This is a genomic window from Pseudomonas sp. BF-RE-25 (genome assembly GCF_019956105.1).
GTDB classification, from domain to species: Bacteria; Pseudomonadota; Gammaproteobacteria; order Pseudomonadales; family Pseudomonadaceae; genus Aquipseudomonas; species Aquipseudomonas migulae.
Genome location: NZ_JAHBDB010000023.1, coordinates 25,466 through 44,315, shown reverse-complemented (window position 1 = coordinate 44,315; position 18,850 = coordinate 25,466). Strand labels below are relative to the sequence as shown.

Here is an 18,850-nt window from a genome sequence, read left to right as displayed (position 1 = left end):
ATGACCAGCGTGGCTCTCCCTCAATCCCCGGCCAGCGGCTCGCCGTTGCGCAGGTTTTCCAACCTGCTGTATCGCCGGCCGAACTTTTACCTGTCGCTGCTGCTGGTGCCGCCGCTGTTGTGGTTCGGCGCGATCTACCTCGGTTCGCTGCTGGTGCTGTTGTGGCAAGGCTTCTACACCTTCGACGACTTCACCATGGCGGTCACGCCCGACCTGACCCTGGCGAACTTCACCGCGCTGTTCCAGCCGTCGAACTTCGACATCATTCTGCGCACCCTGAGCATGGCCGTCGTGGTGTCGATTGCCAGCGCCATTGTCGCGTTCCCGATCGCCTACTACATGGCGCGCTACACCACCGGCAAGACCAAGGCGTTTTTCTACATCGCGGTGATGATGCCGATGTGGGCCAGTTACATCGTCAAGGCCTATGCGTGGACGTTGCTGCTGGCCAAGGGCGGCGTGGCGCAGTGGTTCGTTCAACACCTGGGACTGGAGCCGGTGTTGCAGTTTGTGCTGGGCATTCCGGGCGTGGGTGGCAGCACCTTGTCGACCTCGCACCTGGGGCGCTTCATGGTGTTCGTCTACATCTGGCTGCCGTTCATGATCCTGCCGATTCAAGCCTCGCTGGAACGCCTGCCGCCGTCGTTGCTGCAAGCCTCCGCCGACCTCGGCGCCAAGCCGCGCCAGACCTTTATGCAAGTGATTCTGCCGTTGTCGATTCCGGGCATCGCCGCCGGGTCGATCTTCACGTTTTCGCTGACCCTGGGCGACTTCATCGTGCCGCAACTGGTGGGCCCGCCGGGGTACTTCGTCGGCAGCATGGTGTACGCCCAACAAGGCGCGATCGGCAACATGCCAATGGCCGCGGCGTTCACGCTGGTGCCGATTGTGTTGATCGCCATTTACCTGACCATCGTCAAACGACTGGGGGCCTTCGATGCACTCTGAGAAAGCTTCTTTAGGGTTGCGCATCGCAGCCTGGGGCGGGTTGGTGTTTCTGCACTTCCCGATCCTGATCATCTTCCTCTACGCGTTCAACACCGAAGACGCGGCGTTCAGCTTTCCACCCAAGGGCTTCACCCTGAAGTGGATCAGCGTGGCGTTCGCTCGGCCCGACGTGCTGGAAGCGATCAAGCTGTCGCTGCAGATCGCCTCCGTCGCGACGCTGATTGCATTGGTGCTCGGCACGCTGGCGTCGGCGGCGTTGTACCGGCGGGATTTCTTCGGCAAGCAAGGCATCTCGCTGATGCTGATTTTGCCCATCGCATTGCCGGGGATCATCACCGGGATCGCGCTGTTGGCGACCTTCAAGACGCTGGGCATCGAGCCGGGGATGTTCACCATCATCGTCGGCCACGCGACCTTCTGTGTGGTGATCGTCTACAACAACGTCATCGCCCGTTTGCGCCGCACTTCGCACAGTTTGATCGAAGCCTCGATGGACCTCGGCGCCGATGGCTGGCAGACCTTCCGCTACATCGTCCTGCCGAACCTCGGCTCGGCGTTGCTGGCCGGCGGCATGCTCGCGTTTGCGCTGTCGTTCGACGAAATCATCGTCACCACCTTCACCGCCGGCCATGAACGCACCCTGCCGTTGTGGCTGCTCAACCAGCTCAGCCGCCCACGGGACGTGCCGGTGACCAACGTCGTCGCGATGCTGGTGATGATGGTGACCATGCTGCCGATTCTCGGCGCCTATTACCTGACCCGTGGTGGTGAAAGCGTGGCCGGTAGCGGCGGGAGGTAACGAACAACTCAATATCCACTGTAGAAACCGAATCCTGTGTAGGAGCGAGGCTTGCCCGCGAAGGCGTCCTCGAGAGCGCCAAAAGCTTCGCGGGCAAGCCTCGCTCCTACACAGGATCCGGTTTCGGCAGAAAAATAATAGATTCAAAGAGGACAACGCCATGCAAACCAAACTCTTGATCAACGGCCAACTGCTCGACGGCGAAGGCCCCGCCCAACCGGTGTTCAACCCGGCCCTCGGTCGCGTGCTGGTGGAAATCAACGAAGCCAGCGAAGCCCAGGTCGACGCCGCCGTACGCGCTGCCGATGCCGCGTTTGAAAGCTGGTCGCACACCCCGCCGAAAGAACGCTCGCTGTTACTGCTCAAACTCGCCGACGCCATCGAAACCCATGGCGAAGAGCTGGCCAAACTCGAATCCGACAACTGCGGCAAACCCTACAGCGCTGCGCTGAACGACGAGATCCCGGCGATTGCCGACGTGTTCCGTTTCTTCGCCGGCGCCAGCCGCTGCATGAGCGGTTCGGCAGGCGGTGAATACCTGGCCGGGCACACCTCGATGATCCGCCGCGACCCGGTGGGCGTGATCGCCTCCATCGCGCCGTGGAACTACCCGTTGATGATGGTCGCCTGGAAAATCGCCCCGGCCCTCGCCGCCGGTAATACCGTGGTGCTCAAGCCGTCGGAACAAACCCCGCTGACCGCGTTGCGCCTGGCACAACTGGCGTCGGAAATCTTCCCGGCCGGCGTACTCAACCTGGTGTTCGGCCGTGGTCCTACCGTAGGCAGCCCGCTGGTCACCCACCCGAAAGTGCGCATGGTGTCGCTGACCGGTTCCATCGCCACCGGCTCGAACATCATTTCCAGCACCGCCGCCAGCGTCAAACGCATGCACATGGAACTGGGCGGCAAGGCCCCGGTGATCATCTTCGACGACGCCGACATTGATGCCGCCGTGGAAGGTATTCGCACCTTCGGTTTCTACAACGCCGGCCAGGACTGCACCGCCGCGTGCCGCATCTACGCACAGGCCGGCATCTACGAAAAATTCGTCGAGAAGCTCGGCGCGGCAGTCAGCAGCATCAAGTACGGCGTGCAGGATGATCCGTCGACCGAACTTGGCCCGCTGATCACCGCACAACATCGCGACCGGGTAGCCGGGTTCGTCGACCGCGCCGTGGCGCAACCACACATTCGCTTGATCACTGGCGGCAAGGCAGTTGAAGGCAACGGTTTCTTCTTCGAACCAACGGTGCTGGCCGATGCACAGCAGGACGACGAAATCGTCCGCCGCGAGGTGTTCGGGCCGGTCGTGTCGGTGACCAAATTCAGCGATGAAGCACAGGTGCTCGGTTGGGCCAACGATTCGGACTACGGCCTGGCGTCGTCGGTGTGGACCTCGGACGTCGGCCGCGCGCATCGCCTGTCGGCACGCTTGCAGTACGGCTGCACCTGGGTGAACACGCACTTCATGCTGGTCAGCGAAATGCCCCATGGCGGTCAGAAACTGTCCGGGTACGGGAAGGACATGTCGATGTATGGGTTGGAGGATTACACCGTTGTGCGGCATGTGATGTTCAAGCACTAAAAGCATCGCCGGCAAGCCGGCTCCTACAGGTTTTGTGTCGTTCACATTATTGGCGCACGACACAAAACCTGTAGGAACCAGCTTGCTGGCGATGGCGTCACCTCGGTTTCAAGGTAGAAACCGTCAATACGCACCACCAGGCTTCAACGCCAGACCAAAAAAACAATAACCACCGATCCGGGCAGCGCCATCACGGCCCTGTCACGGTTTCGGACATCCGAAATCTGCCGATTTTCCGGAGCTAACACACCATGAGTGCACTACCTGAATTCTCCGCAGCCGTTGCCGACAGCGATGCCGAGCAACTCCGAAAGCTGGGTTACACCTCCAACTTCAACCGCAGCATGAGTCTGTGGGAAAACTTCGCCCTGGGCTTCACTTACCTCTCACCAGTCGTAGGGGTTTATACCCTCTTCGGCCTGTGCCTGGCCGCCGGTGGACCACCGATGTTCTGGGCGTATTTGCTGGTCGGTTGCGGCCAATTGCTGGTGTGCCTGATCTTCGGTGAAGTGGTCTCGCAGTTCCCGATTTCCGGTGGTGTTTACCCATGGGCTCGCCGCTTGGTGGGCAAACGCTGGGCGTGGATGGTCGGCTGGATCTACTCCATCGCCCTGTGCGTGACCATCGCCGCCGTTGCGGTCGGTGCCGGGCCTTACCTTGCCGCGATGATGGGCTTCGAACCGAGCAACAACACCAACATCGTCATCGCCCTGGTGCTGACCCTGTTCGCCACGCTGGTCAACCTCAGCGGCACCAAAGTGCTGGCGCGAATCGCCATGTTCGGCTTCCTCTGCGAACTGGTCGGCGCGGTGATCGTCGGCATGTACCTGCTGATTTTCGAACGTCATCAATCGATCAGCGTGTTGTTCAACACCTTCGACATCAGCGTTGACGGCTCTTATCTGCCGGCCTTCCTCACCGCTTCGCTGGCGGGGATGTTCCTGTACTACGGCTTCGAGGCCTGCGGCGACGTGGCCGAAGAAACTCCGAACCCGAGCAAGAAAATCCCGGTGGCCATGCGCATGACCATCTACATCGGCGGCGTTGCGGCGATGTTTGCTTGCCTGGCACTGATCCTCGCCGTGCCGGACATGCAAGCGGTGATCAACGGCACCGACAAAGATCCGGTCGGCACCATCCTCAACAACGCCTTCGGCCCCGTCGGTTCGAAAATGGTCATGGGCGTGGTGATGATTTCCTTCATCTCCTGCGTCATCAGCCTGCAAGCGGCGGCGAGTCGTCTGCTGTATTCCTACGCCCGGGATGAAATGGTCATCGGCAGCTCACTGCTGAAAAAGATTTCGCCTACAACCCAGGTTCCGGTTGCTGCACTGTTCGTCTCCGGCGTTCTGCCGGCGCTGATCATTATTCTGGGCTTCTTCCTGCAAGACGCCGTGGCCACCATCGTCAGCTTCGCAGCAATCGGCATCTACCTCGCGTTCCAGATGATCGTGCTCGCAGCCCTTTATGCCCGCCTGAAAGGCTGGAAACCGAGCGGCAAATTCACCCTCGGCGCCTGGGGCTGGGCGGTGAACATCGGCGCGCTGGTCTACGGCGTCGGCGCCATCATCAACATGGCCTGGCCGCGCACACCGGATGCGGCGTGGTACATCAACTATGCGATGGTGCTGAGCACGGCGATCGTGATTGGGTTGGGGCTGGTTTATATGTGGATTGCCAAGCCGTATGACCATGGTACGGCGCCAGCGGGGGATGCCTGGAAGGTTAGTCACTAAGGACAATTACCCCGGGATCCTGTCGGTTCCCGGGGCAAGCTTCACTCGTCAAACGGCATCTGCCGTCCCCCCGCAGCTCAGCCATCAATTTATCCGTACGCCCTTTGATATCAGCTTTCCCACGAACCGCCTCGAATCGATCGAGGGCATAAGTCTCTGGTTTCACGTGGCTACCGTCAGTCATAGATCTGTTCCTTGTGCGCAGACTCAATGGATTCGAAAAATAGAGGAAAAGCTGCTCCTCTGTTTCCAGTTTTCTGCGCTCGGTGAAAAAACAGGAAATTCCTACAGATCGAGCCTTCCTGAAAAGACTCTGATTCCTACGACAAGCGTCGCCAGAGTAGTCTTGTCGCCGCGAGCGCCTGACCGATAGGCTTTGTCCCGTCGCTGCCAAATCAGCGGCCCGGGGTCGAAGCCGGTCAATCATCAACATGGCGCATCCGCACCACTATAGGAACTGGGGCACAGTTTTGCCTTTTCGTTTCGCTTTATGGTGGACCGTGTGGCGCGGGCCTCTCGGCTTTTCCGTGTTGATCGAGAATGTTCCGACTTCGAACGCCACATGGTCCGCAACCCAAATCTGTCGAAGGATTAGTGGCGGCTCCTTTCTCAACATGGAGTCGAAGAAATGCACACGCTAAATCCGTCTGAAATTCATCCTCATTTCATCCCCACTGTTTTTCCCCGCCACAACCGCTTCCTCCACGCCAACCAAGCCTGGTTCTGCGTCCATGACCTGGGACGTTTGATGGGGCGGCCTCTCGGTGCCGCTGCTGCACTGGCAAGATTCGGCGTGGATCAAGTGGCGGGATATGCCGGATCTGGTGCAGGCGCAGCGACCGTTTCCGATCATGGGCATTTGCAGTTGAAGGCAGGCTGAGACATGAAAAAGGCCCGTTCAGCCTGACTGATGGGCCTTTTTTTTGCCTTCATTTCCCCCTCGGTATCAGCCAATCGCACTGCGCTACGACCTTGCCTGCACCGCTCACCCACCTGCCTTTCTACAGCTTTTGCACCCATGGTTTTTTTTTAAAATCATGGCACTTTGGTTTGATTGAACTACCGTCAAACAATAAGAAGTCATAACGGCTCCAGTTTCCAAGTTAGCTTCAGTGATCAGATTGGCAAAAGGAGTTAGCTCACTATGATCATGGCAGGCGTATTCCGGCTCTGTACCTACATGGCCGTTTACTTTTCAGGGGGGGCAGGTCGGCGGACAGTAGCGTCCGTAACTGCCAGCGTCACTCTGGCGCGCAGTTCAGGTAACCGCCTCACTAAAAACCGTTTTAGCAAAGGTCGCTCGCTGTCCAGCCAGGTCAGCGAACTGCGCCCGCTCGTGTGTTGCACGCAAGGAATAACGCCAAAGCCATCGATAAATGGTGTGGCGCATTGGGGGGGATAGTCCGATCCCCGTGAAGTGATCAGAGACAACTTTGTCTGCCTATAGATGGCCTATCCAGTGAGGATTCACCAAATGAGCCTTCGTCCCGCGCCCGCGTTCAAGAAAATTATCCATGGCCTGTTCTGGACGGGCCTCAGCGTGAATGCGGCTCAGGCCGCACCTGCCAATTGTTCGCAACTGGACAATTGGTCGACAACGTTCGAGGTCGGTCAGGGGCTGCAGAATGAACTGCGCAGCCCCGTTCCGGTAACGCAACTGGCGGTGGGTGACCCGAAAATTGCCGACGTGCAACCCAGCGGCAGCAGCGCGTTCATACTCACGGGCATTGCACCGGGGACCACCAGCCTGATGGTCTGGACGGCCTGTTCTAAATCGCCGCGCCAAAGCATGGTGTTCGTCAAGGGTAAAGCCACATCGGCACTGACCAGCGTGCCGTCAGTGCCCTCCGACGACCCGCTGCTGCCGAGCCAGGTGCAGACCGATATCCGTTTCGTCGAAGTCAGCCGGACCAAGCTCAAGGAAGCCTCCGCTTCGATTTTCGGTATCCGTGGCAACTTCCTGTTCGGCTCACCGAGAACCTTGCCGACCATCGGCGGCATTGTCACGCCCGCGATACCGGTGAACAACAACAACTTCAACCTCACGTTTGCTACCGGCAGTACCCTGGTGGCACTCAACGCGCTGGAAGGCAGTGGTTTCGCCTACACCCTGGCGCGGCCAAGCCTGGTAGCGCTCAGCGGGCAGAGTGCGAGCTTCCTGGCCGGCGGTGAAATACCGATTCCGGTGCCCAGTTCAGGCAGCGATAACGTGTCCATCGAGTACAAGGAATTTGGTATCCGCCTGACTCTGACGCCGACCATCGTCGGGAAAAATCGTATCGCGCTGAAGGTGGCGCCGGAAGTCAGTGAACTGGACTTCACCAACGCCGTGAGCATCGCCGGCACGATAGTCCCGGCCCTGAGCGTGCGCCGTACCGATACCAGCATCTCCCTGGCCGACGGCGAAAGCTTCGTCATCAGCGGCCTGATCAGCTCCCGCAACAATTCCCAGGTGAACAAGTTTCCGGGGCTGGGCGATATCCCGGTTCTGGGCGCATTTTTCCGCGACAACACCATCAACCGTGAAGAGCGCGAACTGCTGATGATCGTCACCCCTCATCTGGTCCAGCCACTGGCTGCCAATGCACCACTACCGTCATTGCCTGGCGAACAGCTGCGCAATTACGACCCGAACTTCTACCGCATGTTTTTCCTGGAAAATGGCGACTTCGACAGTCTCAGCGGGCTCTCGCAATGATCCGGAGCCTGAACCAGACTCGCCTCGCCCTCACTCGTAACGGTGACGTTGAACGCCTGCCGGGCCAGCTTCATTGCCATTGGCCGGGCGTTCAACATGTTGTAGCCAGAGGACATACGATGAAAGCAGTCATTGCAATAGCGACGACGTTAATGCTCGCAGGTTGTGCCAGTAATGGCCTGACTTCGCGACCGCCCAGCTGTGCCAAGCCTGGTTCGGAGCAGGAACTGGCCCTGAACCTGGCCGACAACATGGCCGACGAAGGCCGTTTGTATGCCAGCCTGGCGAACCTGGAAGGTTTGCCCGATGACCTGGTCCAGGTTCGCCTGCGCAAGGCTCGGGTGTTGCGCATGATGGGGCGTAGCGGCGACGCGCAGCCGTTGTACGAAAGCTTGCTCGGCACCTGTCTGACGGCGGAAGGGGAACATGGCCTGGGCCAGTTGGCCGCCGCCAAAAATGATAACGCCTCCGCTGCCACTCACCTTGAGCGTGCGGTGAAGATGGCCCCCACCGACGACAGGATGCGAAATGACCTGGGGGTCGTCTACCTCAATCAGCGACGGATCCCTGAAGCACGCTTTGAGTTCATGACCGCCATGGAGCTCAAGCAGGCAAACACACTGGCGGCACTCAATATGGTGACGCTGCTGATCTACCAGGATAACTGGAAGTCGGCTGCTGACCTGGTGACCCGCGCCGACTTGAGCCCCAAACAAGTCGCCGAAGCTCAAACCCGCGCGGAAAAACTCAAGGCCTCCGCCAAAAAAGTGGTGGCTACCGAGGGGAATCGCAAGACGGAAGTAGCCGATGCCTCTTCCAGTGCGAACAAGTAGAACGTACGAGGAATCGAGATGAAGACCAAAAGGCTGTTGATCGTGTGCATGGCTTGCCTGTCCACCACTGCCTGGGCTATTGAGCCGGGCCCCTCTTCGCCGTATCAACAAGGCACCGAACAGTGGTTGCAGTTGCAGATTCGAGGTGTGGTTGCCTCCCCTAATCTGCAAACCGCTTCGGCCGCCGAACGTGAACAGGCCATGCAGCGCTGGCTGAATAGCTTCAACTTCCCGATTCCGATGTTTTTTGAACAGGATGCTGGGGGAGATATGAGTAGCGGCAACTGAGGCATGTCGATGGGTGATCAGCCTCTGGCGTAGTCCAGAGTAGCCTGGCTGCAAAGCCGGGCTTGATGTCGTGTTCAGGAAAGTAGTCTCTACACATTATCCAACCCTGGTTGGATGATCCCGCGGCGGGAAATGTGTGGGTCCATGACAGGAAAGTGCAGATCAGGCTCGGGGGGCAAGGCCATCGCACTCGATAGCCTCCACCCGTTTTACCTCACCCGAATACTTTGAGTACACCGATCATGGCCGGGCCGATAGCGACCAGAAAGAAGCTCGGCCACAGACAGAAAATCAGTGGAAATATCAGCTTGGTACCAATTTTCGCCCCCATCTCTTCGGCGGCCTGCGTACGCCGGTCACGGAACTCATCGGCATAGATGCGCAGGGTATCGGCCACGCTGGTACCAAAGCGGATACTCTGCGCCAACAGGCTGACCAGCCCTTGTACGTCGTCCAGGCCAGTGCGCACAGCCAGTTGTTTGAGCGCCGCGGTACTGGAAATGCCCGCGCGGATTTGCGCATTGACCAGGGCCAGTTCTTCAGCCAGTTCGACCTGACTGACCGACATCTCCTCAGCCACCCGTTCGATCGTCGTGGGCAAGGCAAGGCCCGACTCCACGCACACGACCATCAGATCCAGCGCATCCGGAAACGCGGCACGCAACCGACCTTGTCGCAACTGCTTGCGCTTGGCGACATACAGCGCTGGCAGCAACCATCCGATACCGGCTGCCAAGACCACCACCAGCAGCCCCATGGCCAGGGAAACCCTGGGAATCATCGGCAATAGCAGCAACGCAATACCGACTAATAACAGCGGCGTCATCAAGCGCACAGCCCAGTACATCTGCACCGCTGAAGTGGAACGGTACCCAGCATGCGTCAATAAAGTCTGGGTGACGGAGGTCTGAGCCGATTCGGCCGAGGCAAAGCGCTGGCCGACCCGTTCCAGTAACAGTTGCAGATTACCCGGGGCTTCTTGCCCGGCGGTGTTGCCTAAATGACCACGCTTGATCAGTGCCAGACGACGCTGCACCGGATCCTGAAGCCCCAAAATCAGCAAGCTCACGGCGACAACTGCAAGCACCGTACTCAAACCGATCGCGCCGAGGAACAACAGGCGCGCCACCTCTTCGCTTCCCGTGACCCGACTGAACAACCCGAGCAAAAAGTCCATGACCTGTACCTCCCGGTAGCGAATACCGCTTAAACCTGAATCCGAATGATTTTGCGTATCCAGAAAATCCCGAGCAACATGGCGAAAAACGCCCCGATGATCAGTTTGTGGCCTATGGGATCATTGAGCAGCACAGGCATGTAGGTGGGGCTTGTGACAACGATCGCAATCGCCAGCACGAATGGAATCGACACCAGCACCCAGGCTGACATCCGCCCTTCGGCCGACAGGGTCCTGACCTTGCGCTGGAAGCGAAAACGCCCGCGGATCAGCCGACTCAAACGCTCCAGCACCTCGGTCAGATTGCCGCCGGTCTCGCGATGGATGAGGATTGAGGTCACCAGCATCATCACCGTCATGCTCGGCATCCGCTCCAGCAGGCCGAGCATGGCCCGACGTACATCGTTGCCATAGTTGATGTCCGCGAAAGTCAGGCCAAACTCCTGAGCGACCGGCCCCTTATGCTCCTCGCCGACCAGGCGCAGGGTTTCGTTGAACGGGTGCCCGGCGCGCAGGGCACGGCAGATGGCATCCAGTGCATCCGGCAGGCCTTCCTCAAACCCGGCGAAGCGTTTGCCACGGTCACGAGAAATTTTCAGCAGTGGTAGCCAGAACGCTCCGAAGCCCGCCAGCAACGCCATCCACCAGACTGACGAGATCATCCAGATCGAGAAACCTGCACAGGCGCCCAGGAACAGCCCGAGCAACAACACCCGATAAGCACGATATTCATGACCGGACTGCTCGATCATCTGGGTCAGGCTCGCCATAAAGGGCAACTGCTCGAGCATGGCCTCCAGCGGCGTCAAGCGCGTCAGGTACTTCTGTCGCAACACCGTCTGCATATTGGGCAGGTTGTTGGCTTTCTCCAGAACGTGCAAACGGCCGCGGATACGCTTGCGCATCTTGCCGGCCTCGCCGAACACCGGCACCACCACCCCCTGAGACAGGAGGAACACAGCGATAAACACCATGCCGAGGAACATCAGAATGAATTCACCAGGAATATTGTTCATGACTGCCGTGCCTCCATCCATTCAGGCCTGAACATCGTAAGCGGCAACTCGATGCCGCGCTTGGCCAGCACATCGCGGAACGCGGGGATCATGCCGCTGGGCCGGTAATCACCAAGCACTTCGCCGTTTTCGCCCATGCCATGGCGCACGAAGGAAAAGATTTCGGTCATGGTGATGATCTCGCCTTCCATGCCGTTGATTTCCTGCACGCTGACCAGTCTGCGCTTGCCATCCTCTTGGCGTTCCAGTTGGATCACCACATCAATGGCCGAAGCGATCTGCTGCCGCATGGCCTTGATCGGAAAGGTCGCCCCGGTCATCGACACCATGTTCTCGACTCGCCCCAACGCATCGCGTGCGGTGTTGGCGTGGATCGTGGTCAACGAGCCGTCGTGGCCGGTGTTCATCGCAGTCAGCATGTCCAGCGCCTCGACGCCGCGCACTTCGCCGATCACTATGCGGTCCGGACGCATCCGCAGGCTGTTGCGCACCAACTCCCGCTGGCTCACTTCGCCACGACCCTCGATGTTCGAAGGCCGGGTTTCCAGACGCACCACATGGGGTTGCTGCAGTTGCAGTTCGGCCGAATCTTCGATGGTGACAATCCGCTCGTTTTGCGGAATGAAACTGGACAGCACATTGAGCATGGTGGTCTTGCCGCTGCCGGTACCGCCGGAAATCAGCACGTTCAAGCGCCCACGGACAATCGCCTTGAGCAGCAGGGCAATGGCCGGGGTCAACGTTCCCACCTGGATCAGACTGTCGGTATTGAGCAGGTCCACCGCAAAGCGCCGAATCGACATACTCGGGCCATCGATGGCCAGCGGCGGGATAATCGCGTTGACCCGCGAACCGTCCTTGAGCCGGGCATCCACCAACGGCGAGGACTCGTCGATACGCCGCCCCAGGCTGGAGACGATACGGTCGATGATGTTCAACAAATGCTGATCATCGCGAAAACGCACATCGGTCCGTTGCAGTTTGCCGAAGCGTTCGACATAGACCGAGGCAGAGCCGTTGACCAGAATGTCGGACACGCTGTGATCGGCCAGCAACGGTTCCAGAGGCCCCAGGCCGAGCACCTCGTCGGTGATCTGCTTGATGATCAACTGACGGCTGACGGTACTCACCGGTGCCGAATGCTCATCGAGCAGGCGCTGGCAAATATCGCGAATCTGCCGAGCAGCCTCGGCCTGTTCAAGGGAGTCCAGCAAGGACAGGTCCATGACCTTGAGCAACTGCTGGTAGATCTTTTCCCGCCACTCCGCCTCCACCGGGGTGACCTGGCTTTTGGTTTCGTAAAGAACGTCTGGTGCCACACGTTCCCACGCCATTATTTCCTCTGGCGGATCCAGCAGATCGTCGCCCGGTTGGGCAGCGGCGGGTTTACCAGACTGTTTGCGCAAGCGGTTACGAAAGTCGCTGATCATGGTTCATCCCCCGAAAACACGGTTGAAGGCGCGTTTGAACAAGCCTTTGTTGCCGGCTACTTGTTGACCGACCAGGTCCTCGGTCATGTCGCGCAGTGCAGTAGTAATCGCTGCCCTCGGCGCATGCAGCCCCAACGGCACACCAGTGTTCTGACTCTGGCTGACCAGATTGAAGTCGTTGGGTAATTTCGACAGATTGGTGCAGCGTAGCGCCTCGCCGACATCTTTAAGGCTGATCGCTGCGGCCTTGTCATAACGGTTGACCACGATCTGCAATTGATCCCCGCGCACACCCAGGTCATCGCGAAGAATCCGCACCAGAGAGCTGGCATCGCGCAGATGGCTGACGCTCTGTTGCACCACCACGTACACCCGATCCACCTGCTCCAGCACAGAACCGGTGAGGTGATCGATTTGCCGCGGCAGGTCGACCACCACCCAGCCATAGCTGGCGCGGGCCAACTGCAACAGGGTGTCAAGTTGCTCGGGTTGGGCATCTTGCGGCAAACACAGCTCACCGGCCCGACCGCCCAGCACATGCAAGGTCGGGCTGAAGTGACTGCAAAAACCGCGTAACGCGACGCTGTCCATGCCGTTGATCTGATGCAACACCTCCAGATGGCTGTGCGTCTGCGCCACATCCAGATAATGCGTCACGCTGCCAAATTGCAGGTCCATATCCAGCAGCAGGGTACTGCCGCCTTTCATGCTGAGCTGTTGTGCCAGGTTGCAGGCCACCAGGGTTCCGCCGGAACCGCCCTTTGCGCTCATCACGGCGATCAATTTTCCGTCAGCCCCACTGCCGCTCCGAACCTCCGTGACCAGCCGATTCATGGCAGCGACCAGTTCGGTCTCGGCGATGGGCTCCGGCAGCACGTCCCGGGCACCGGCCTGCATCGCCAGGCGCATGGCTTCCTGTTCGCTCAGCAGTCCGCACACCAGCATCGGCGGACGCTCATGGGCCGGGTGTTGCAACAGTGCCGACAATTCCTCGCGCCACAGGTGGCTGACGCGCAACAGCAACAGATCGGGCATACGGTCCAGACTGTAGAGCGGGTCAACATGCCCATTGCTCACCAGACGAGTGCTTACCTCCAGGCCAGGCATGCGCTGACAGACACTCTGCAGATCGCGTAAAGAGTTGGCATCACGGCTGCTGATCAGCAACCGCAACCCGGTTTTGCCAGTCGAACTGGCAATCGGCGTTTCCTTCATATTCAGCATGGTGTGATCTCCCCGGAATCAGAGTGACGCCCGAGACTTTCGCGTGGCAACGTTGCCCTGAATGCAGGCAAGGTAATGGGCACGCCGAACCCGGGAATAAACAGATTGAAAACGAAGTTTTGCAGACTCAACTGGACATAGCGGATGGCACGAAAGCCGTTTGCGCTGACCAGGTCAGCTGGGTTGGCCACCAGGGCGCCATTTGCGTCCAGGTAGGTCAACGTCAGATTAGTGGTGGCCAGATTGCTGATCAGCTGGCTCGTACCTGCGTCGGTCGCAGCATTGAAGATTGCCCGCCGCAACACCACCGGATCGCTGATATTGCAGACGGCTGCCAGGCGCGCACCACGGCGCGCGGCCTCATCCAGTGCATTGACTGTGAAGTACAGGCGGCCCATTTCCAACACGCCAAACAACAGCGTGAACACCAGCAGACCAACGAACGCGAACTCCACCGTATAGATTCCGCGCATGTGTTTTCTATTCATCACAGTGCCCTCATCACGGTAGTGGCAACCAGGGGAATGTTCAGCGCAATCTGATTGCCAAAAAAACCCGGAATCGAGCCGGCACAATTGCCACTGCCAATCACCGGGCAGAACGTATAGGTGATGGTGACTCGCACATGGTCGGTGCCCACCGCGGCGACGACCACGTTGTCAGGCGTCAACCCGGACAACACAGCGGTACCGGTGTTGGCAGGCACGCCATACACCGCAACGTTTTTCGTCTGGGTCTGCAGCGCGTTGCTCAGAGAGACCGCACCCAGCGTCGAGTCCCAGGCGTGGTTTGCGACAAAACGGTCGGCATCACGGCTGGCCTGCAGCAATACGTTGTACTGATAGAGCATGCGGCCGATCTCACCGAGGCTCAGTAACAGCAGCAACAACACCGGCAGGACGAGGGTGAATTCCACCATGGCCAGGCCTTGCTGGCGCTTCGGATGTTTAAACGCGTGAAGTCTCATGACGCCTCCTATGAGTCAGTGCTCGGAGTACCGCTGCCGTTGAGATAGGTTTTGTAGAGCTGGATGATCTGTGGGCCGGAATCGGTTGACGGCGTAGGGCCGGCCACGTTGTCGCCTTCGCACTCCTTCACGAACTGCCCGAAGATCTGAGCGTCCCCGCCACCGCCATCCATTGGTTGCACCACGTAATAGCAGCCAAAACCGAGGACGGGGATCGAGGTGGAACCGCCTTGTTTGCCAGTGCAGTTGCCCACCACAATTTTCATCATCCGGCGCTCGAACACGCCATGGCTCTCACAACCACTGCCAGACCCTGCCACACACCCGGCAACGCTCGTGCGCCAGTCGTTGTAGTCAAATATCGCGTCGCCGCCCGCCGTGAGATTGCCGTTGCTCGAGGTGACGGTTTTCCCTTTGTACTTCGCCTGTGCCGGTGTGACCGAGTCGTCGTAAGTGATCGCGGGGTTGCTGGACTCGGTCACCATGTCCGGCGGATAGTCCGAGGCACTGACCGGGCCGTTGTAGATGCCGAAGCGTGTGTTCAAGCCTTGGGAGGTAGGGCCGACCTTGTTGCCAGGTGCGGTCTGGACGTTGTCCCCCACAGTGCGGCAGACCTTGCCACCTCCGGCCAGGTCCTCCCTGACCGTACTGCCGCCCGAACCAAAATCGAGCAACTGAAAATTGCCTGGACCAATGGGCGACGAATTGCCGGCAGCCGTCTTCAATACCTGCAAATCACCAAACTGGAAGCCCCAGAACACGCCGGCGCCAGGGTTGTATTGAGTCGGGTCGCCACAGACCATCAAAGGTGCGAGATCACAAGGACTGGTAGGGCTGGGTCCGGCAGTGGCGATTGCCGCCACCGCTTTAGCCCCCAGACCGCCAGAACCGAATACCTGGGCGAAGTTCCAGAAAAAACCGGTCAGGTTATAGCTCGGTACCGATACCCGAACGTATTTGGCATTCGCTGGCCCGGGATAGGAGAACGGCCCATAGACACTGCTTGCCAGTTCCACCACCGCGAATGTGGCTGCGTTGCCACCAACCGCCGTTGCCAATTCTGTGTTGCCCGTGGCATTCGCATTTTGCGTCAGCGTATTGAGTGCGGCAGTGCGCGTCGTACTGGCAATATTGACTCCACCTTCCACCTGACTCAGGGTTTTGGCGCCACTCAGGGCCGCGGCGTCCACCGCATTCTGCAAGCGCGTTTTGTTCAGCATCATGTGCCCGCCGTCCAAAGCCAGTGCGGCCACCATGCCAATCGCCGCCAACGCGATCACCATCAATACACTCACCGATCCTTTCTGGCGCCTTGGCGTCGCAGTGAACGGCTGCTGAATACGAAGATTCATCATCAAGCCCTCATTTGCCAATACTGATGCGGATCGGCTCCGCCAAGACCTGGTGTCCAGGACCTGTTACGCCCTGTCAGCGAATGTTGACTACTTTGGTTTCGATCCCGCGGATGACGGTGACAGCCCCACCACTTTCGCCGCCGCTGCGTTGCACCACGCGTTTTGGCACCGTGGCGGTGGCCACCGTCATGACCGGTGCGGCAGGCGCTACAGGTGCAACGGCCGCGATTTTTTTCTCGGAGTTCAGCGGATTGCGCAAGGTCAGTTGCAGTTTCCCTTCCGTTTGCGCCGTGACCAGGGTTTCAGCCTCTGCGGTCGTCATTTCCAGCGTCACTGCACGCACCACCACCGGTTGGGTCTTGTCGGTACCTGCCGTCTGGTCCACCGCTAATACCCGCAAGTTCTCGAGGATGGTCCTGGACACGGCGCTATTGCTGCCGGCACTGGTGGTTTTGGTCGCGAGTACATCAACCCGGTTACCCGGCAACAGGAACCCGCCCACACCGACCACATCGTCCACCCGTACCGAGATGGCACGCTTGTCTGTCGCAATCAGCGAAGCCAGGGTGCTGCCACCCAAGTGCTCACTCAGACGCGCACCGCGCACAATGTCGCCCTTCAGAATGTCGAACGTTGCGATCTTGCCCACAGCCTTTTCGCTCAAGTCGAAGGCGTCTTCCGGGATCGTATCCATGGGCATGCGTACGGTCGTGACCTGCTGAGCCTCGACCATCTGCCCGAATGGAATCTCTACTGTGGCGACCACTACGCTTCGAAGGTGATCATCCGGGCTGGCATTGAGCCGGGCGCTCAGCCAGGAGTCGGCCATCCATGCAGCACCAAGGCCCATGACCAGGGAAACGCCTATCAGGGAAAGAGTACGAGAGCTCATGTCAGTATCTCCGTATCAAAGAAAGTCGAGCTGGACGAAGTAGTTGTGCCAGGCCCATTCCAACTCTTGCGGTGACAGTGGTCCGGAACCGCCCATGTAACGTTGACGATCGAGCGCCATGCTCAGGAGATCGCGGGGATGGCAAGGCACCAGGGGCATGCCTTCACTTGCATAAAGCCTTTGCAGCACATAACGCACCAGCAACTGGTCATAAGGCACGCCCAGACGCTCGCTTTCCTGACGCCAGATCTTTTCGTACTCCTCAGGCTTCAGATAACCGAATTGCAGCTTGTAGCCAATCCGGCGAAGAAAGGCCTCATCGGCCAACTCCAGGGGATTGAGGTTGGTGGAAAACACCAGAATCAGATCGAACGGCAGCTCGCAATGCCGACCGCCGCCCAGGTTGAGGAAATCGCACTTCTCTTCCATCGGGACGATCCAGCGATTCAACAACTCCGCGGGTGCCATGCGCTGACGCCCCATGTCATCGATGATGAACAGGCCATTGCTGGCCTTGAGCTGCAAAGAAGCCTGGTATTGACGGGTGTTAGTGTCATAGCGAACGTCCAGTTGCTCCATGCTCAACTCACCGCCAGTGACGACGATCGGGCGTTTGCAGCGCAGCAGTCGACGGTCGATCCCTTCGTTGAGCATCAAATTGTTCTGTTGAACGTTATCTTCGAACCGCTGATGCACTTGCGGGTCATAGATCTCGATCACGGACTCGTTGATGACGATGGCATGAGGCACCCAGATGGCCTCGGTGAACAGACGGATCAACCGACGGCTGATGTAGGTCTTGCCAGTACCCGCGGGGCCATAAATCATAATGGCGCGCCCGGAGTTCATCGCCACACCTAACTGATCGAGCATGCTGTCGGTAAGCACTACGCCAGCAAAGGCATTGCGCATATCGTTGGCGTTGATGCGACCATGGTGAATGGTTTGCAGTTTGATCAGGGACCGGTAGGTGTCCACCGGGAAGGGTGCCGCACCGATATAGCCACTGCGGGACAAGGCATCGCGGGCGGCGCTGCGACCGCGTTCGGTCAGGCCATAACGCAGCATTTGCCCACTTGTCGATTGCGACCCCAACTGGCCAAGCACTTCGACACGACCGTCCTTGCGCAGAAACGCCAGGACTTCATCAAGTACGGCGCCGGTCAGCGCCAGGCGCTCCACCAGCCGCGGCATGTCCAGCACGCCAGCGTCATACAAGTGTTTGCATACCAACTCACCGAGGAAACTGTCTGTCAGTCCAGTTTCGCGGATTGTGCACGGCTGGGGAGCCAGTCGTTGCACCGCGCCCCGAGCGCTGGGGTAGGCATCACTATCGACAATGATGTGCATGACTAGCCTCCGAATCCACCGGCAACCAGTTGCCAGTAGACGCTGATTAAAGTGCCTATCAAGATTGCAATCGAATAAGGGAAAGGCTTGCTGGCTACTTCATCTGAAGTTGGCGCCAGATAGGCCTGCGCCTTCAGAATCAACCAATAACGTCCCAGGGTCTGAAGCAGCTGGCCGCGATACAGCACAATCAAAAAACCGCACACGCCACCGGCTATCAGGCTGAACAAGGCAGCCCACAATGCAAAATGGAAGGGTAAAAAGCTGCCGACCATGGCCATTAACTTGACGTCGCCGGCGGCCATGCCACCCAAGGCGTACATCGGCAGAAACAGTGCAAAACAGACCAGGATGCCCAACAGGCTGTCACCCAATCCGCTGACGCCACCTAAATACATTTGACCGCCCAGTCCCAGGGCAAGGCCCAACAGGACCAGCATGTTGGGAATACGGTGGCGACGCAGATCGCTCACCACCGCCACGCCCAATAGTCCTAGCAGTAAAACAGTCATTACCAACAATTCCATGGACATGGCGCGTCCCCCCCTAACC

General features: G+C 59.0%; 17 protein-coding genes and 1 pseudogene. 8 read left to right on the top strand and 10 right to left on the bottom strand.

The features are described 5' to 3' along the window. The 8 genes and pseudogenes from KGB24_RS12740 to KGB24_RS12705 all read left to right on the top strand — a co-directional run bounded on the left by KGB24_RS12740 (position 1) and on the right by KGB24_RS12705 (position 8,887). A complete protein-coding gene (locus tag KGB24_RS12740) occupies positions 1 to 948 on the top strand; it encodes an ABC transporter permease (RefSeq protein ID WP_192417881.1) in 948 nt (315 codons plus the stop codon). Then, on the top strand, positions 938 to 1,747 hold the full coding sequence (locus tag KGB24_RS12735; protein WP_223416519.1) for an ABC transporter permease: 810 nt from the start codon (positions 938 to 940) through the stop codon (positions 1,745 to 1,747). Before KGB24_RS12740 ends, KGB24_RS12735 begins: the two co-directional genes overlap by 11 nt. 160 nt (positions 1,748 to 1,907) lie before the next feature. Further along, the gene (locus tag KGB24_RS12730) at positions 1,908 to 3,332 is read left to right on the top strand and encodes a gamma-aminobutyraldehyde dehydrogenase (protein WP_223416222.1); all 1,425 of its coding nucleotides are present in this window, start codon (positions 1,908 to 1,910) and stop codon (positions 3,330 to 3,332) included. Between the two features lie 251 nt (positions 3,333 to 3,583). Beyond that, a complete protein-coding gene (locus KGB24_RS12725; RefSeq protein WP_223416221.1) occupies positions 3,584 to 5,068 on the top strand; it encodes an APC family permease in 1,485 nt (494 codons plus the stop codon). Between the two features lie 628 nt (positions 5,069 to 5,696). Further along, positions 5,697 to 5,937: pseudogene (locus tag KGB24_RS12720) on the top strand (hypothetical protein). A 605-nt stretch (positions 5,938 to 6,542) separates the two neighbouring features. Next, on the top strand, positions 6,543 to 7,766 hold the full coding sequence (locus KGB24_RS12715) for a type II and III secretion system protein family protein (RefSeq protein ID WP_008029718.1): 1,224 nt from the start codon (positions 6,543 to 6,545) through the stop codon (positions 7,764 to 7,766). A 119-nt stretch (positions 7,767 to 7,885) separates the two neighbouring features. Next, a complete protein-coding gene (locus tag KGB24_RS12710; protein ID WP_008029716.1) occupies positions 7,886 to 8,599 on the top strand; it encodes a tetratricopeptide repeat protein in 714 nt (237 codons plus the stop codon). Positions 8,600 to 8,617: 18 nt separating this feature from the next. Further along, on the top strand, positions 8,618 to 8,887 hold the full coding sequence (locus KGB24_RS12705; protein ID WP_008029713.1) for a DUF3613 domain-containing protein: 270 nt from the start codon (positions 8,618 to 8,620) through the stop codon (positions 8,885 to 8,887). 214 nt (positions 8,888 to 9,101) lie between these two features. Here the strand turns inward: KGB24_RS12705 and KGB24_RS12700 are convergent, their stop codons facing one another. The 10 genes from KGB24_RS12700 to KGB24_RS12655 form a co-directional block, all read right to left on the bottom strand. Further along, positions 9,102 to 10,064 carry a type II secretion system F family protein gene (locus tag KGB24_RS12700; RefSeq protein ID WP_008029711.1) on the bottom strand — a complete coding sequence of 321 codons (963 nt, stop codon included), beginning with the start codon at positions 10,062 to 10,064 and terminating at the stop codon, positions 9,102 to 9,104. A 29-nt stretch (positions 10,065 to 10,093) separates the two neighbouring features. After that, positions 10,094 to 11,080: a type II secretion system F family protein gene (locus KGB24_RS12695; RefSeq protein ID WP_008042351.1), complete on the bottom strand. Its 987-nt coding sequence runs from the start codon at positions 11,078 to 11,080 to the stop codon at positions 10,094 to 10,096. Beyond that, complete coding sequence (locus KGB24_RS12690; RefSeq protein ID WP_008029707.1) at positions 11,077 to 12,510, bottom strand: CpaF family protein; 1,434 nt, start codon at positions 12,508 to 12,510, stop codon at positions 11,077 to 11,079. Before KGB24_RS12690 ends, KGB24_RS12695 begins: the two co-directional genes overlap by 4 nt. Positions 12,511 to 12,513: 3 nt before the next feature. Beyond that, positions 12,514 to 13,734, bottom strand: coding sequence for an AAA family ATPase (locus tag KGB24_RS12685; RefSeq protein ID WP_223416220.1), 1,221 nt, complete (start codon positions 13,732 to 13,734; stop codon positions 12,514 to 12,516). After that, positions 13,728 to 14,222: a TadE family protein gene (locus KGB24_RS12680; protein ID WP_008029703.1), complete on the bottom strand. Its 495-nt coding sequence runs from the start codon at positions 14,220 to 14,222 to the stop codon at positions 13,728 to 13,730. Before KGB24_RS12680 ends, KGB24_RS12685 begins: the two co-directional genes overlap by 7 nt. Continuing rightward, the gene (locus tag KGB24_RS12675) at positions 14,222 to 14,701 is read right to left on the bottom strand and encodes a TadE/TadG family type IV pilus assembly protein (RefSeq protein WP_008042353.1); all 480 of its coding nucleotides are present in this window, start codon (positions 14,699 to 14,701) and stop codon (positions 14,222 to 14,224) included. The genes KGB24_RS12680 and KGB24_RS12675 overlap by 1 nt, the downstream gene beginning before the upstream one ends. A gap of 8 nt (positions 14,702 to 14,709) precedes the next feature. Continuing rightward, entirely contained in the window at positions 14,710 to 16,056 is a 1,347-nt protein-coding gene (locus KGB24_RS12670) for a TadE/TadG family type IV pilus assembly protein (protein WP_223416219.1), read from the bottom strand. A gap of 73 nt (positions 16,057 to 16,129) precedes the next feature. Further along, complete coding sequence (cpaB, locus tag KGB24_RS12665; protein WP_223416218.1) at positions 16,130 to 16,948, bottom strand: Flp pilus assembly protein CpaB; 819 nt, start codon at positions 16,946 to 16,948, stop codon at positions 16,130 to 16,132. Between the two features lie 15 nt (positions 16,949 to 16,963). Continuing rightward, on the bottom strand, positions 16,964 to 18,298 hold the full coding sequence (locus KGB24_RS12660) for a hypothetical protein (RefSeq protein ID WP_008029696.1): 1,335 nt from the start codon (positions 18,296 to 18,298) through the stop codon (positions 16,964 to 16,966). 2 nt (positions 18,299 to 18,300) lie between these two features. After that, a complete protein-coding gene (locus KGB24_RS12655) occupies positions 18,301 to 18,831 on the bottom strand; it encodes a prepilin peptidase (RefSeq protein ID WP_008029694.1) in 531 nt (176 codons plus the stop codon). Positions 18,832 to 18,850: the final 19 nt, after the last annotated feature.